Here is a 16,560-nt window from a genome sequence, read left to right as displayed (position 1 = left end):
GTTAATTCACTGATTATCATCATTATAACCTTATAAAATACCACTGTATCAAAGTTTAACTTTATTGAGATATTATTTACTTATTCCGGGCAGCAAGTGGCGGTAGTTTTGACAAAAAATCAGAACTACCAATGAAAAACAGTAAGGTATTAGTTTGGTCGATCGTCGTTGCGCTTGGCGGGTTTCTTTTCGGATTTGATACGGCCGTGATCTCGGGGGCGGAAAAAGCCATTCAGCATTTATGGGATCTGTCTGCGGTTGAACACGGGTTCACGGTTTCCATCGCATTGATAGGGACTGTTCTCGGCGCAATGTTAGGCGGCATTCCGGCGGACAAGCTCGGAAGAAAAACCACCCTATTCTGGATCGCCGTCTTATATCTGGTTTCTTCGCTCGGCTCGGCGCTTGCAACCGATTGGTATGTTTTCATTTTCTTCCGCTTCCTCGGCGGGTTGGGTGTAGGCGCTTCTTCCGTAGCTGCGCCGATGTACATCTCTGAAATCTCTCCTGCCAAGTCACGCGGGAAAATGGTTGGGCTATTCCAGTTCAATGTCGTTTTCGGAATTCTCATCGCCTACTTCTCCAATTACTTCATGCAGGATATGGGCGACAATGCGTGGCGCTGGATGCTCGGTGTGCAGGCCTTGCCTTCTATAATTTTCTTGCTCGCTATTCTTTACGTTCCGGAAAGTCCACGCTGGCTGATTATGAAAAAAGGCGATGTGCAGCAAGCCAAGGAAATCCTGAATATCATCGACCCTCAAACCAGCGAAGAAACATTGTTTGCGATCATGAATGCAAACGGGGAAACGAAGGACAGACCTTCTGCCAGGCTGTTTTCTGCCAAATACAAAACACCGGTAATGCTTGCTATTTTGTTCGCAGTTTTCAATCAGGTTTCGGGCATTAATGCCATCATTTATTACAGTCCACGTATTTTTGAAATGACAGGATTGGGAGCAAAAGCTGCGTTTCTGTCCTCTGCGGGAATTGGTTTCGTCAACTTCGCTTTTACACTTTTAGCCATCAACTTTATAGATCGTTTCGGCAGACGCACATTAATGGCGATTGGCTCCGTGGGTGTGATTATCACACTTGCATTGGTTGCAAGGGCATTTTTTATCCAGGATTTTACGGGCGTACCGGTTTTCCTTTTCGTTTACATTGCCTTTTTTGCCTTCTCACAAGGTGCGGTCATCTGGGTGTTCATATCTGAAATTTTTCCTAATGAAGTGCGGGCAAATGGTCAGGCGCTGGGAAGCTTTACGCACTGGTTTATGGCGGCCGTCATCGCCTTTTCCTTCCCCATTATTTCCGAATATCTGGGCGGCGGAGTTACATTTTCCTTCTTCGCGATCATGATGATTTTGCAGCTCATTTTCGTGTGGCGCATCATGCCGGAAACCAAGGGAACCTCTCTGGAAAGGACTGACAAAACAATGATTCTACATTAATATCTCCACTTATATGACACCAACAATAACCGTTTTCGGAGAAATGCTTTGGGACATGCTGCCATCTGGCAAGCAACCCGGCGGAGCGCCCATGAATGTGGCCATTCACCTGAAAAACTTCGGCATGAACCCGGCTTTCATCAGCCGCGTCGGCGACGACGACCTGGGCGTTGAACTCATGGATTATCTTAATAACCAGGATTTTAACACAGATTTTATCCAAACTGGCATAACGCACCTTACCGGCATTGTAAAGGTTAACCTGACTGATAAAACAGAAGTCACCTACAAAATTGTGCAGCCCGTTGCCTGGGACTACATTATGACGACGCCTGAAAACAAACAGCTCGTAAAAGATTCAGATGTGTTTGTCTACGGCACGCTTTCCGTCCGCAGCCAGCAGTCTCGTGACACGCTTTTTGAATTGCTGAAAGATGCAAAGCTGAAAGTGTTCGACGTCAACATTCGCCCTCCGCATCTGGACAGAGCCACCACTGAATATCTGCTTGAACAGGCTGACATTGTTAAAGTAAACGAGCATGAGCTGAATACGGTTTGCACCTGGTTTGGCATCCAGCCCGAAGTGGAAACGCAAATGAAATTTCTTTACGAACGCTTCAACCTGAAACTGGTTTGTGTTACGCTCGGTGCCGATGGCGCGGTCGTTCTTTCCGGGGACGGATTTCATTCTCAGGGCGGATATGTAGTGGAAGTGCAGGACACGATTGGCAGCGGCGACTCCTTTCTGGCGATGTTTCTGAAAGAATATATTTCTGGCTCATCCATTCCCTCAGCCCTTGAAAAAGCCTGTGCAGTTGGTGCATTGGTTGCCTCCTATTCTGGTGCTACACCTGTTATTGCCGAAAAAAAAATTGCTGATTTTTTAATCAATAATCAAATCAATCATGTTTAAACGACTACCGCTTCTGGCTTTTGCCATACTATGTTGGGTGCAACTTGCGGCTGCTCAATCCAACATTACCGGAACCGTGAAAGACGGCGCCGGGGTGACGCTCCCAGGCGTAAGTATCCTGGAAAAAGGTACAACCAACGGCACATTATCTGACGCCGATGGAAAGTACAGCATCGGCATTAACAGCGGCGCAACGCTGGTATTTTCTTACGTGGGCATGGTCCCCAGCGAAGTGGTTCCGGGCACGAATAGTGTCATGGATGTGACGCTGGAATATGATTCAAAAAGCCTGAATGAAGTGGTTGTTACCGGCTATCAGTCTGAGCGAAAGAAAGATATCACAGGTGCGGTGAGTGTGGTGAGCATTAAAGACATTAAGGACAGCCAGGTGGGTAACCCGGCAAAGGCATTGCAGGGAAGAGTGCCGGGTGTGCTGATCACTACGGACGGAGCGCCGGGCGGAGGTGCCACGGTAAGGATCAGAGGAGGCAGTACATTGGGCAATAATGATCCGCTTTACATCATCGACGGCATTCCTACCAAAAGAGGATTGAATGAAATAAACCCGGCAGACGTCGAATCTATCCAGGTTTTGAAAGATGCTTCTTCGGCAACCATTTACGGTTCAAGGGCTGCAAATGGTGTTGTAATTGTGACGACCAAAAAAGCCAAAAACGGTCAATCGCGGTTGAATGTGAACATTTCCACTTCAATACAGGATTATGCGTCGAAGCTGAAAACATTGAATGCAGACGGCCGCGGCCGGGCATATTGGCAGGCAGCAGTGAATGACAAAGCGGATCCGAATGCCAATCAGATTTATCAATACGACTGGAATAATGATTTCAATAACCCGTCTTTGAGTCAGATCAAATATCCCGAATTCATTGATGCGGCAAAAACGATGAAGCCTGCCAACACTTATTGGTATGATGAGATTGCACAAAAGTCTATCATTCAATCCTATGATATGTCCATTTCTAATGGTTCTGAAAAAGGAAATACGATGTTTTCGCTGGGTTACTACGATAATAAAGGAGTTGTAAAATCAACACATAATAAAAAGTATAACGCAAGGTTGAACACGGATTTCTCGCTATTTAAGTCCAAACTGAAAATTGGCGAAAATCTGTCTGCCACTTACATCCAGGATGTGCAGTCTCCGACGGCTGATATACTGTTTGCGTCGCTCGTTTCACAGCCCGTTGTGCCGGTTTACACCGTGGATGGCGGCTGGGGCGGCCCTGCTTCCGGAATGACCGACCGCCAAAATCCTGTCAGGCTCATCGAGGACAACCGGCAGAACAAAGGCAACTTCTACCGGCTATTTGGAAATGTATTTGCTGATCTGGAAATAATTCCAAAACTGCATCTTAAAACCAGCTACGGAATTGATTACAGCGGTGGTTACAAAAGGCTGCTTCGGAAATCCTACACCTCCGGTTTCTTGTCTGATCCAACCAATCAGGTTTCGAATTTCCAGGACTACTCGGGGAATTCGATCTGGCAAAACACATTAAACTATGACATTCAAACTGGTAAGCACCAAATTGGAATCCTAGTTGGACAGGAAAGCATCCGATATATCGCCCAGGAATTTTCGGCAAGCAGAAGAGGCCTGGCACTCGAAAATATCAATTATTCCTATTTGAACGCAGGAAGCAATAACATTAATAATGGCGGCAGCGGCAGTGCGAATTCACTTTTCTCCTATTTCGCAAAGGTTAATTACACTTACGCCGACAAGTTCCTGGCATCGGCAACCGTACGCCGCGATGGTTCGTCACGCTTTGGAAAAGATAACCGCTTCGGAACATTCCCTGCGTTTTCATTGGGTTACCGTCTGAGCGAAGAAACATTTATTAAAGATATTCCTTTCATTTCTGACTTGAAACTGAGATATGGATGGGGTCGCTCGGGTAACCAGGAAATCCCGAACAATGCGACGCAATCTTTATACTCAGCCATTTACGGCAGCGATCCAACCTGGGATTTTGATAATGGCAGTGCGTATGACATTGGCGGAAACGGCACGGGCCAGCTTCCGTCCGGATTTACATTGATCCAACAAGGCAATGATGCCCTAAGATGGGAATCGCTCGCAGAATCTAATTTTGGTGTGGATTTTGGTTTTTTAAACAACACATTAACTGGTTCTGTTGATTATTTCCAGAGGAAAACTTCTGACATCCTGATCAGTCCGGCATATCTGGCTGTGATTGGTGATGGTGGAAACCGGTTTACCAACGGCGCTTCGATGAAAAACAGCGGTTTCGAAGCATTGCTTTCTTATGACACTAAAATTGGTAATGACCTTAGGATCAACCTGACTGGAAACTTCTCCCTGTATCGCAACAAGATCACTTATTTACCAAAAGAGGTGATTGCATCCTATCCGGGAAATGGAACGGATAAGACCATACTCGGTCGCCCGGCCAATTCATTCTTTGGATATGTAGCCGACGGAATATTTCAAAATCAGGGTGAAGTAGACAATGCTGCAACTCAGCCGGGAAAAGGCGTGGGACGAATCAGATATGCCGATTTGAACAGCGATGGCACGATTGACGCGCAGGACAGGGATTTTATCGGAAACAGCACGCCAAAATATATGTATGGCTTCAATACTTCCGTAAGCTGGAAAAATTTCGATCTGAGCTTTTTCTTTCAGGGAATCGATGTAAAGGTTCAGAACGAATTCAAAACCTACACTGATTTCTCGTCACTCTGGACGGGCACCAACTGGGGTGAAAGAACGCTGGACGCATGGACGCCTCAAAACACAAGTTCGGATATCCCTGCTTTGACATTGGTAGACAGAAATAACGAAGGTCGCTTCTCGACTTACTTCATTGAAAACGGTTCCTATTTAAAGCTGAGAAATGCGCAGATCGGGTACAATTTCAAAAGTCTGAATGCCCTGAAAATCCAGAGCGCGCGGTTGTATCTGCAAGGAAGTAATCTGTTTACCATCAAAAGCAAAGCTTTCACAGGTCCCGACCCGGAGATTCCAAACTTCGCTTTCCCGATCCCTGTCATAGGAACCATTGGCCTGAATGTCACTTTCTAAATTCTGAAATCATGATCACTAAAAAAATAATATACGCCCTGACATTGCTCATGGTGCTTTTCACAGGCTGCGATGATGCGCTGGTAGAACCTGCCCAGGGTGTCATTTCGGGCGACGATTTGAATACGCCTGAAAATGTGGACAAAATGGTGGTAGCAGCTTACTCCGCGCTCGGAAACGATCATTACACCTCCCCTTTTTCCAGCATGTGGGCCTATGGGAGCATTCGTGGAGGCGATATGTACAAAGGTGGCGACGGCCCCGGAGATTTGTCCGAATTCCATTTGTTCGAAACATTTTCCCTGAACAGGGTGGATAATGCATTGATCGACCAGGTTTGGTTCAGATTATACGTGGGCATCAGCCGGACAAATGATGCAATGCGAAGAGTAAGTGCATTTTCCGAAGCAGAATATCCCGAAAAAGCAGCGCGTATGGGTGAACTCAATTTCCTGAGAGGACATTTCTATTTCCTGCTGAAAATCTTGTTCAAATATGTCCCGTATATCGATGAAACCATTGCCAAAACAGACTATCCGACCATTTCAAATGACAAGCTTTCCAATGACGAACTATGGTCAAAAATAGAAGCCGATTTCCGGAGCGCAGTTGACAAGCTTCCTGAAAATCAAAGTGACAAAGGCCGGGCTAACAAGATTTCGGCAAAAGCCTATCTGGCAAAAACACTCTTGTACAAGGCTTACGAACAAAACGAAACCAATGCCGTTGTATCGATAAATAAAGCCTTGCTGACAGAAGTAAATTCGCTTTGTGATGAGGTGATCAACTCCGGAAAGTATAACCTGAGCGCCGATTATGCTGACAATTTTCTAACAGCAACCGAGAACGGCCCCGAATCCGTATTTGCAATTCAATATTCAAAAAACGACGGAACGCCACTCGGCAGGCTGGATTACGGACACGCGCTGAATTACACCATGAACCAGGAATACGGCTGCTGCGGTTTCCACGTTCCCAGCCACGACCTGATCAATTCCTTCAAAACCAGTGCTGACGGACTGCCTTTGTTCCAAACCTATGCTGCTAATGACGTTGCGGCATCGCTTGATTTCCAGACCAGTTCTTTCGACCCGCGCCTGGATCACACCGTAGCAAGACCAAATGCTCCGTTTAAATATGGAAAAAGCTATGTATTTCAAAAATCCTGGGCTCGTGCTCCGGCGGTTTACGGTGCATTTGCAAGCATTAAGGAAGTGGTTTTACCAACGGATCCATCTTTTCAAAAGGTGCCGCCATTTATGTCCAGCGCTAAAAACTGGCAGATTATCCGGTTCGCCGATGTACTGCTTTGGAAAGCCGAAGCATTAATAGAATTGGGTAGACAAGACGAAGCACTTCCTTTGATCAACAGGATCCGCGCCCGCGCAGCCACAAGTACAGGTTTGCTGGTAGCAGCGGATGGAAAACTCACAGCAAATTTCAGGGTCAAACCATATGTTAAGAGTTCGGACTGGACACAGAACTATGCAAGAACGGCGATGCGTTGGGAAAGACGACTTGAATTTGCTGGCGAGGGTTATCATTTCTTCGACCTGGTTCGCTGGGGCGTTGCGGCTGAAAACATTAATGCCTATTTCGAGATTGAAAAAACAAGGGCAACGCATTTGGGAGATGCGAAATTTACAGCAGGCCGGGATGAATATCTGCCTATCCCATTGAATCAGATCAATTTCAGCAGCGGCTTGTACAAACAAAATGCAGGATGGTAAATGTCAGAACTGTTCTGGCCCAAACACAATTAAATTAAGATATGAAAAAAATAATCATTGCATTACTCCTTATCTGTGCCATAACCGGCTCGAATGCCATTGCGCAGGATTTTAAAGAAAAATACCGTCCTCAATTTCACTTTACGCCCAAAGCCAACTGGATGAATGATCCGAATGGGATGGTGTTTCACAACGGGATTTACCATTTGTTTTATCAATATTATCCGGACGGCAAGGTTTGGGGACCGATGCACTGGGGACATGCCACGAGCAAGGATATGATCGCCTGGAAAGAGCAGCCGATTGCTTTGTATCCGGATAGTCTGGGTTACATCTTTTCGGGAAGCGCGGTTGTGGACAAGAACAATACGGCAGGATTCGGCAAGGACGCGCTGGTGGCCATTTTTACACATCATGACCCGGTTGAGGAAAAAAAGCAAACCGGCAAACACGAAACGCAAAGCATTGCATATAGTCTGGACGACGGTAAAACCTGGACGAAATACAAAGGAAATCCGGTGATCCAGAATCCGGGCGTAACCGATTTCCGTGACCCGAAAGTGAGATGGTTTGAGCCGCAGAAAAAATGGGTAATGACCTTGGCAACCAAAGACCGCATCACGTTTTATTCTTCTCCCGACCTGAAATCCTGGACGCGTGAAAGTGAATTTGGAGCAAATGAAGGCGGCCACGGCGGCGTATGGGAATGTCCGGATCTTTTCCCGATAAAACATGAAGGAAAAGACATTTGGGTGCTAATCGTAAACATTAATCCGGGCGGGCCAAACAAAGGCTCGGCAGGACAATATTTCCTCGGAGATTTTGATGGTAAGACATTCACTTCCAATTCAAAGGAAACCAAATGGCTGGATTTTGGAACGGACAATTACGCAGCGGTAACATTCGCCAACACTGGCAACCGCAACATTCTGATGGGCTGGATGAGCAACTGGCAATATGCCAATCAGGTTCCGACAGATCCGTGGAGAAGTGCGAATACGATTGCCCGTGAGTTGGGTTTGAAAACAGTTGGAAAAGAAACTTACCTGACGTCGGTTCCTGTGAAAGAACTGGATGTTTTGAACACTACAACATTCTCGATGAAGAATGTAAAATTGAAAGATCAGCTGGATCTGACGGAAAAAGCAAAGAACAAAACCGGACTTTTCCGCCTGGATGTAACGACTAAAAACACAGCAGATTTCTCCATTGTGCTGGCTAACGAAGCGGGCAACGAACTGATTGTCGGCTACGAGAAAGCAAAAAATCAGTATTACATTGACCGCTCGAAATCAGGTGCCATTGATTTTGAAAAAGGTTTTGGAGAAAAACACATTGCGCCCAGGTTTGCAACGGGAAGTGATATTCCATTAACATTAATTGCAGACGTTGCTTCCGTGGAGCTTTTTGCAGACAATGGGCTAACGGTGATGACCGATATTTTCTTTCCGGAAACCCCGATGTCCAAACTTTCTATCAAATCCGTTACAGGGATTACTGTTGATAATTTGAAATACACGGTTTTGAAACCTTCGGTAGAATAATCATCTATTTCCATGCGGCAAATGTAAAAATTTGCCGCATGGACAGGAAACCAACCTCAACGCGTGCTCGCCAGCGCCCACCATACTAACACCGGCTGAAAAAATAACCTTACCAAACGCTTCTTATCCGTATCGAGTCCGAATGCGTTTCGCTGGTGGGTGTATTGAGTGATGTTGCCGGGGAAAACGGCGGTGAAGAATGCAGCAGCGAACTTTCCGATTTTGGGGCGGTGTTCCTGAGGTGTGGCGATCAAAGCAGCTCCGAGGGCGATTTCTGCGATCCCGGAATAGACTACTGTGTCGTCCTTTTTAAGTGGAATAAAGTCAGGGACCTGTGCGCGGAACTCTTTTCTGGCGAATGTTAAATGACTGATGCCTGCATAAACCAGACTTGCTCCCAGCAATAGCCTGCCTGCGGTTTTTAAATCTTGTTGTTTCATCTTGATACGTAGGTTTTAGAAAATCAAGACAAGAACCATACCTGCACGCGTATCATTCAGCACTCACTACTTGTCTCATAATCACATCCCGCAAACGGCCTTCATGTTCATCGCTCCATTGCCCTAATGCGGCGATGACGGGGATTAGTGTCTTACCAAATTCGGTCAGCTGTATTCTACTCAGGCAATAGAACGCTGAAATTGCAGGATCATGGAGAACGGCTGATAGAAGTATCTGCCGTTTGACTAATCTTATAAATTTTTGTATTATTGGTGTATACAAAATTTATAAACCATGAGAAATCTATTCTATGTTTCCGTATTTGCTTTAATGTGCAGCACAGTGGCAGGTCAGGGCATGAAGACTGAAATTGTAGTCAATAAGCAAATGACAAATTCGAGTGGGGAGATTCCAAATTTCAGTCATTTAAGAATTATCGGACTGGATGTGGATTTACAAAAAGGAAAAACCAATTCTATTTCTTTGACAGCAGAATCAAATATTATTGAGCACATCGTAAGTAAGGTCGATGGCGACACGCTTGTTATTCATTACGAGAGAAATCAGCCATTAAGAAATGTCGGAAGCCCTAAAATAATGCTGACTTACAGTAACAGTATAAACAGCATATTGGGTAGCGTTTCTAACATCAAATTACTTTCTCCACTTGAAAATGATGATCTGGTTGTAAAACTTCAAACCAAATCATCCATTACCGGAATGGTAAAATTGAATTCCTTAAACCTGAGGATGGAAACGTCATGTAATGCTGCATTAAGTGGGTCAGCGAATGATATGCATGCCGAATTATTCACAAAAAGCAACTTGAATGCAAGGGATTTGGCAATAAAGAACCTAGACATTGTTGAAGAAACGCACTGCAAGTCCGAATTGAATGTTTTAGAACAACTTACAGCCAAATTATTTGTTGAAAGCACACTCAATAATGTGGGTAATGCAAAGCCAGATATCACTTATCCGTCTATGGACCAGATGACTTCTATGAAATCATTCAGCCGGAATGTTGATATGTTTAAGTTTAATTGACAGCTGAGCCCCCCAAACCTTACACCAGCCTTTCCCTGATCGCCAGGCTTACTGCTTCGGTGGCGCTGTTTACGTAAAGTTTATCGTAGATATTGCGGATGTGGTTATTTACTGTGTTGTAGGCAATGCCACATTCTGCGGCGATTAGTTTATAGCTGTAACCTTTGACGAGAAAACCCAATATGTGCTTCTCACGCTCGGTCAGGTGGTAGTCTTTTTTAGCTGTGGTTTCAGCAGAAAAGTAGCGCAGGACTTTGGTGGCAATGCTGCCGGTCATGGGCGCGCCGCCTTCAAGCGCCTCCCGCAAACTCTCGATAAACCGCTCCGGACTTGTCTTTTTTAATAAATATCCATTGGCACCGGCTTGCAGACTGCCAAAAATCCGCTCATCTTCTTCAAAGTTCGTTTGGATGAGCACGGGCAATGCGCCAAAATGCCTTCTGATCAGGATAGTTGCATCGATGCCGTTAATTCCGGGCATGTCTATATCCATGAGCACAAGGTCCGGTTTCGATTCGGTAATGTTGACCAGAAGGTTGTTGGCATTTGGGAAAGTTCCGGTGCACACGAAACCGTCGGAGAGATTGAGGAGCATGGAGACGCTGCTCAATCTTTCCTGATTATCGTCGAAAATGATGATCCTTGACGCCATACGGTGAGTCAATAGCAATTAATATGATGTTGAAATAAAATATCCTACAAAATTAGCATTCGAATTTCTTCTACAATATAGCAAATACTAGTCATCCTCATTGCATCAGAATACCAGCGTAATGGTCGTCCCCTCGTCGATGACGGAGTGTATCGTAAGCAGGCCGTTCATCTGTGCCGCACGGTGGTGCATATTGGCCAATCCATTGCCCTTCCTGATGAAATCCGGATCAAAGCCCCGGCCATTATCATGGATAGTCAGCTTTGTATGGCCGCTTTCCCGCATTGTAAATACATCTATGGTGTTAGCATTGGAATATTTGGCAGCATTGTTCATCGCTTCTTTAAAAATCAGATACAGGTTTTTCCTTGTCTGCATATCCAGTTTCAGGTTTTGGATTTGAATATCTGTTTCAAAACGAAAAGTAAATCCTTTGGACTCGGCCAATGTGCTGCCAAACTCAAACATCCGGGCAAACACGTCCTCGATCTGGTCATTCCCGGCTTTGACACTCCATACAATATCGCTAAGCCCTTCCTGAACCTGCTGGGCATTTTCCTTTATCTTCCGGACCACCTGCTGATGTTCCGTTTTCTCGATTTGCATGAGCAATGCCTGGCTGTAAAAAGTAATGCTGCTAAGCGTGCTCCCGATCTCATCATGCATATCGGCGCTGATCCCGTTGCGGATTTTTTGGATATCCATGATCTGCCGGAGCCTGTATTGATAAAAAAAGTAAATTAGCAACCCCACACCCAGCAGACTGAGAATGAAAAACCAAACCGATTGATACCAGGGCGTAAGCACCCGGATCGGTGACTGCCATTCCTGGCTGCTCCAATCGGCGCCGCCAACGGAAACCTGGACTTTCAGCATGTAATCACCCGGTGGCAGACTGTTAAAGAGTAGTTTGTTCCCAAATTCAAACATTTGCCACCTATCGTCCCCCCACCCTTCCAGCTTGTAGCGAAACCGGTTCAATGACGTATTCTGGTAATCCGGACTCATGAATGTAAAGGCAAACAGGCGGTCACCTGGATTGAAAACGATCTGCTGACCAGCCTGGTGGGTAATGATAGTGTCGGTTTTGTTCCGGCTCGCATCGAATTTCGAATAGGAAATAAGCTGCAATGCACTTTCTTTTTTCGCGTTTGAATCAAGCTCTTCCGGGTTGAATGCCACCACGCCGTTCAGGCCGCCGAAGTAAAGTGTGCCGTCTCTTGATTTCAGATAGGATCCATGATTGAATTCCAAATGAGGTAAGCCGTCTGAAATGCCGTAGTTATGGAATTTTCCCGTTTTCGTGTTAAAGCGCGACAAACCTTTATTCGTACTCATCCAAAGATTCCCCCGTTTGTCGGGCAGGGCCGCATAAATGTTGTTATCAGGCAGGCCGTCATGCGTGGTAAAAAGCCGCGTTTGTTTGCTATCCACGTCAATGCGGATCAAGCCTTGCCCGGTGGCCGCCCAAAGTGCATTTTCAAACCATGTTGTATGGAAAATCTGCAAAGCGGGAAGCTTGATCTTATCTCCGGCTGCCTGTCCATAATGTTCATAAATACTGGCATCCGCATTCAGCACATACAAGCCATTGGTTGTACTGACCAAAACACGGTTTTTCTGCCAGGGCATGAAGTTGTTAACACGCACATTTTTGATATAGCGCCCCGCTTTATCATTCAAAAGAACAGGTTGCATATCCCGCGTGCCGATAATGCCCATTCCACCCCAGGTGCCTGTCCAGAAAGTTGAGTCATTGAGTTTATAGAAAGAAGTAAAGCCGCGTCCGCTCACGAACGGGAAATCCACCTCCGCGTAAGCCTCTGTCTCAGGATCAATTTTAAGGAACTCGATGCCATCTGTTACTGCGTAAACCTCGTTTTTGGTAAAAAGCACTTTGTAAGGAATTACCGTATTCTTCATAGTCCTGTTCTGGCTGTGCAGCTGCATATGCCTGCTCCTATGTGTCACGGGATCGATCTGATGAAGCAGATATTGCAAACCGTCACGGTTATAGCCATAGGAACACGCCCAGATCTTTCCGGAATTGTCCTCAGTAATGCCTCTGACGCTGCTGCCGATATCGCCGGTTTTTTCCAAAGGCACGCTCATGTATCTTCTGAAAATCTCTTCGGTAAGCGTAACTTTTATCAGACCGTTCACGCCTGCCACCCAAAAACTGCCGTCGGTGCTCAAACAGGCGGCAAAAAAGTAAATGTCTGCACCTGATTTTTGCAGCAGGCGGGTGGTCAGATCGGTGAATTGACCGGTTTTTTGATTTAATAAACCAATTTCCTTTGAAGATTTATACCACTTATAATTTCCTTTATCAGTATAAATGATCCCGGGCGCTATCGGGGCGTCCGTATCAGTGATAGGGCCAAAACGTCCGGTTTTGAATGCATAATGCCGCATCCGGAAGTGTTTCCCTGTTTTTTGCTCAAAATATATTAATAATGTATCCGCACTCACCTGCACTACACTGAAGATGCGAAATGGACGGAGGTTAATGTCATTTCCTGTCAGATCAGTTCGTTTAACCAGTTTGGCTTTATCATCAATTTCGTCCAAAAAAGTCCCGTCACTAAACGCATATTGCTTGCCTTTCCCGTCCAGAAACAGGTTGGTGACCTGGCTCGCGACACCGGAAGCCTGCCCCGCATGGGTTGGTGGCATATATAGTGCCTCAGGGACAAGATCTTTACTGATCTTAATAAGCTTTCCACGCGGTATCGAAACCCAGCCATTTTGATCACTGTCAAAAAAAACATCCAGATGCTGTTTGGAATCAACACTTTTGAGAGCAGTTGAAGGTTTAATGGTCTTGCACGTGAGGTTAAGGACATCGACAATGCTGACGCCGATATTATGCGTCACCCATATGTCACCACCCGGCCCGGTCTTGATTTGGTTGATCAGGGTTCCGCTGCCGATGGATCGGGTTAGCATGTCCGTAAAATTCTGGAAACTGTAACCATCATAACGCCATAGCTCCTGGCCGGTTGCCACCCACATGAAGCCGCGGCCATCCTGGGCGAGCGCGCGCGTATTCCGGCTTGGCAAGCCTTGCTCCGGACCAAGCAACTGAATGTTTACACGCGTTTGCGGAGCCTGCGCCACACAGATATCCGTAAAAAGCAAAACCAGGAAAGGCAGCAGACCATACAAGTGGATTTTTATGCAAGACAAATTTATCTTGAACTGTAAAACTCTGCGAAGCATGAAGAGGTGGGAGTGAATATAAGACGGATGTAACTTGTATACTCTTAAAGTTGACTTTTCGATTAAAGAACAAATAACCTTTTTTCTAACCGCCTGTCACAACAATGATTAAGGAAGTAAAACCAGCCTGTATAGCAATAATTTGCTATTGCGTTATGGCGCTTTCCTATCTTCTTTTGCGCTAAGATTTTACTCAACGTTTTTTTCTTAATCACTATGTCCAATGCCAGGTTCTGTGAAAATGCTGCAACAGCGTTCTTCACAGGATTTCCCTGGTCTGCACAGCCAAAAGCTCCACAATCATCATCCTTAACAACCTCAATTTCAAAACAATGAAAAAATTAGTTTACTCACTTTCAACATTACTGGCTTTCCTCTTCGTCCTGGCTTGCACAGATCACGACATTTTTGAACCTGAACCGGAAACTTTGTCTTCCGAACTATTTGTAAGCGGCCTGAAATATCCGATCGGGATGGCAGCGGATGACAAGAACAACCTGTGGGTAACCGAAGCAGGATCCGGTAAAGGCGATGACGGCAGCGTATCCATGATTACCCCTTCCGGCGTGAAAACGACATTTGTTACCGGTCTCCAGTCCCTGATGCGGGAAGGATCCATAGAAGGAATAGCGCATCTGGCTTACCGCGCAGGGAAATTATATTTTCTGCATGGCTCCAACGGCATACTTTACACAGCCGATGTGTCGTCCTTCAAATCCGGCGACAGCCCTGTTGCACTGGCCCTTATCGACTCAGCAGACATTGGAAGCTATGTCGAAAGCCTGGCTTTGACCAATCCCATTAATTCAAATACATACCATTTTACATTCGGGCCGGACGATCATATGTACATCGTTGACGCCGGAAGCAATGCCATTATTAAAAGACACAAGACAAGCGGCGCGCTAAGCCTGTTTGCTAAAATACCCAATGTTGCAGCGGGCGTGGAGGCTGTGCCAACCGGCATCGTTTACGACGGAAGCAAATTCCTGGTAAGCACATTAACCGGCTTCCCTTTCACACCGGGTGATGCCAAAATCTTTGAGGTAAAGACCTCGGGAGCGGTTGAGGTCTACAAGTCTAACTTCACAACCCTGACCGGCATTACACTTTCAGCCAACCAGAAGCCCATCGTCATCCAGCATGGTGTTTTCGGAGCAATGGGATTTGCGGCGAAGTCTGGCAAAGTGCTCAATGAAGACGGCAAGATCCTGCTCGACAGTCTTTCGCGGCCGACTGACATTATTCGTGGCTTCGGCAAACTCTACTATTTGCTTAGCTATCAGGACGGGACAATCAGCAAGTTGTCGTATAAATGAGTTCATTTTTCCGGAAAAGTGTGGACTGTCGCCCGATATAGTAGCGCTTCCATGATCTCAATGGGGAAGTTACGTCTCAGAAAACCGTTTCAGGCGACACGAAATCGGATAATTTATTTATAATTATTCTAAGTTTCGCAAATAATGGTGCGGTTCTTCCTTGCACTAATTATTCCAGTGCTATCAATTTAGGATTAAATACAAAAAAGCGGAATGAAGTAACCGATTGGTTATTTATTCCGCTTTTTTGTATTTAATCTCTCCATTTTCTGGCATGAAAATTTTGCTGTATACATGGTCTGCTAGGGGGCCACACTATCCGCATACTCATGAGCAATAAATGCACTTTACTAATAGCGAGTCTTTTTCTTATACTCTGCATCTACCTCAAAGAGGCACGAGCAAGGGCTGAGGAAAGCAGTAAGTTGAAGTCTGAGCTTCACAGTCAAATGATAAGTACTGTCCCGGATGCGGGCTTGTTACGCCGACATTAGGCTTCAAGGCTTAAAAACACACTTGTATATAAAAATATCAACCTAGACTATACTCAACGTATTAAATTTTAGCCGGGTCGAAACATCTTCCCGGCTTTATTTTCTTTATGGTTGAAATTTTGCTAACACGCTTTCAGCCTGCTGATCCGGCTCTGGCCTAATGTTCACGTGATATTTAAAAGCCTGGGATACCTCTTTTGAAAGGCACAGTCCCAATCGAAGTATACATTCTGTCCAACTTAATCCTTGACTTATATGGTTTTTCTATCCTTCATTATCGCCTGTTTTAACTGGACTGCATGGGATTTGGGTGCAGCTTCTTCGAATCACTTACCGGCCGTTTCCAACGAGTCGCGCGCAGTGGAGCCTGGATATTACTTTTGTCTTGCAACGACACCATTGTCCGAAAATCAATACATTTTCGTCGCTACACCTTTAAAAAAAGGCAATTTGATGATCGATGGCCGGACCATTAATGTTAGCTACACCATGACAGACAAAGACCGGAAGGGTTTTACGGATTATTTTTCGGGTGAAAACTACAACGTCAGGTTGATTATCCGGGACGAAATAAAAAGCGAGATCGGCATTTCCGACTATCGCGGGATCCTGGAAGTGCAGCATGGTGCTGAGAACCGGAAATATAAAGTCCATGGACGCCGCTATTGAGATTT

The 16,560-nt window shown here is 45.6% G+C and carries 11 protein-coding genes; 8 read left to right on the top strand and 3 right to left on the bottom strand.

The genetic code is table 11. The features are described 5' to 3' along the window. Positions 1-131 precede the first annotated feature (131 nt). From L0660_RS05475 to L0660_RS05455, 5 genes are read left to right on the top strand one after another with little or no spacing between them, the layout of a single operon-like run. The gene (locus L0660_RS05475; RefSeq protein WP_235158490.1) at positions 132-1,454 is read left to right on the top strand and encodes a sugar porter family MFS transporter; all 1,323 of its coding nucleotides are present in this window, start codon (positions 132-134) and stop codon (positions 1,452-1,454) included. Between the two features lie 13 nt (positions 1,455-1,467). Then, positions 1,468-2,367 carry a carbohydrate kinase gene (locus tag L0660_RS05470; RefSeq protein ID WP_235158489.1) on the top strand — a complete coding sequence of 300 codons (900 nt, stop codon included), beginning with the start codon at positions 1,468-1,470 and terminating at the stop codon, positions 2,365-2,367. Then, entirely contained in the window at positions 2,360-5,437 is a 3,078-nt protein-coding gene (locus L0660_RS05465) for a TonB-dependent receptor (protein ID WP_235158488.1), read from the top strand. The genes L0660_RS05470 and L0660_RS05465 overlap by 8 nt, the downstream gene beginning before the upstream one ends. 11 nt (positions 5,438-5,448) lie before the next feature. After that, entirely contained in the window at positions 5,449-7,167 is a 1,719-nt protein-coding gene (locus tag L0660_RS05460; protein ID WP_235158487.1) for a RagB/SusD family nutrient uptake outer membrane protein, read from the top strand. Between the two features lie 41 nt (positions 7,168-7,208). Further along, a complete protein-coding gene (locus tag L0660_RS05455; protein ID WP_235158486.1) occupies positions 7,209-8,711 on the top strand; it encodes a glycoside hydrolase family 32 protein in 1,503 nt (500 codons plus the stop codon). Positions 8,712-8,767: 56 nt separating this feature from the next. On the opposite strand, the gene L0660_RS05450 is transcribed toward L0660_RS05455, so the two are convergent. Next, entirely contained in the window at positions 8,768-9,151 is a 384-nt protein-coding gene (locus L0660_RS05450; protein WP_233795919.1) for a hypothetical protein, read from the bottom strand. 295 nt (positions 9,152-9,446) lie between these two features. On the opposite strand from L0660_RS05450, the gene L0660_RS05445 reads away from it, so the two are divergent. Continuing rightward, positions 9,447-10,199: a GIN domain-containing protein gene (locus L0660_RS05445; RefSeq protein ID WP_235158485.1), complete on the top strand. Its 753-nt coding sequence runs from the start codon at positions 9,447-9,449 to the stop codon at positions 10,197-10,199. Positions 10,200-10,218: 19 nt separating this feature from the next. On the opposite strand, the gene L0660_RS05440 is transcribed toward L0660_RS05445, so the two are convergent. Both L0660_RS05440 and L0660_RS05435 read right to left on the bottom strand, forming a co-directional pair. Then, positions 10,219-10,851, bottom strand: a complete 633-nt coding sequence (locus L0660_RS05440) for a response regulator transcription factor (RefSeq protein ID WP_235158484.1) — start codon at positions 10,849-10,851, stop codon at positions 10,219-10,221. Between the two features lie 105 nt (positions 10,852-10,956). Continuing rightward, positions 10,957-14,073: a sensor histidine kinase gene (locus L0660_RS05435; protein ID WP_235158483.1), complete on the bottom strand. Its 3,117-nt coding sequence runs from the start codon at positions 14,071-14,073 to the stop codon at positions 10,957-10,959. Positions 14,074-14,405: 332 nt separating this feature from the next. On the opposite strand from L0660_RS05435, the gene L0660_RS05430 reads away from it, so the two are divergent. Continuing rightward, positions 14,406-15,392, top strand: coding sequence for a ScyD/ScyE family protein (locus tag L0660_RS05430; protein ID WP_235158482.1), 987 nt, complete (start codon positions 14,406-14,408; stop codon positions 15,390-15,392). A 749-nt stretch (positions 15,393-16,141) separates the two neighbouring features. Then, positions 16,142-16,555: a hypothetical protein gene (locus L0660_RS05425; protein WP_235158481.1), complete on the top strand. Its 414-nt coding sequence runs from the start codon at positions 16,142-16,144 to the stop codon at positions 16,553-16,555. Positions 16,556-16,560: the final 5 nt, after the last annotated feature.

The organism is Dyadobacter sp. CY351 (genome assembly GCF_021502625.1).
Classification (GTDB): Bacteria; Bacteroidota; Bacteroidia; order Cytophagales; family Spirosomataceae; genus Dyadobacter; species Dyadobacter chenhuakuii.
This window is presented reverse-complemented; position numbering and strand designations above follow the sequence as displayed.

Bases quoted from the DNA above. Each gene is read 5' to 3' on its own strand.
- L0660_RS05445 (WP_235158485.1), top strand. From the start codon at position 9,447: ATGAGAAATCTATTCTATGTTTCCGTATTTGCTTTAATGTGCAGCACA.
- L0660_RS05455 (WP_235158486.1), top strand. From the start codon at position 7,209: ATGAAAAAAATAATCATTGCATTACTCCTTATCTGTGCCATAACCGGC.
- L0660_RS05470 (WP_235158489.1), top strand. From the start codon at position 1,468: ATGACACCAACAATAACCGTTTTCGGAGAAATGCTTTGGGACATGCTG.
- L0660_RS05430 (WP_235158482.1), top strand. From the start codon at position 14,406: ATGAAAAAATTAGTTTACTCACTTTCAACATTACTGGCTTTCCTCTTC.
- L0660_RS05435 (WP_235158483.1), bottom strand. From the start codon at position 14,073: ATGCTTCGCAGAGTTTTACAGTTCAAGATAAATTTGTCTTGCATAAAA.
- L0660_RS05425 (WP_235158481.1), top strand. From the start codon at position 16,142: ATGGTTTTTCTATCCTTCATTATCGCCTGTTTTAACTGGACTGCATGG.
- L0660_RS05440 (WP_235158484.1), bottom strand. From the start codon at position 10,851: ATGGCGTCAAGGATCATCATTTTCGACGATAATCAGGAAAGATTGAGC.
- L0660_RS05465 (WP_235158488.1), top strand. From the start codon at position 2,360: ATGTTTAAACGACTACCGCTTCTGGCTTTTGCCATACTATGTTGGGTG.
- L0660_RS05460 (WP_235158487.1), top strand. From the start codon at position 5,449: ATGATCACTAAAAAAATAATATACGCCCTGACATTGCTCATGGTGCTT.
- L0660_RS05475 (WP_235158490.1), top strand. From the start codon at position 132: ATGAAAAACAGTAAGGTATTAGTTTGGTCGATCGTCGTTGCGCTTGGC.
- L0660_RS05450 (WP_233795919.1), bottom strand. From the start codon at position 9,151: ATGAAACAACAAGATTTAAAAACCGCAGGCAGGCTATTGCTGGGAGCA.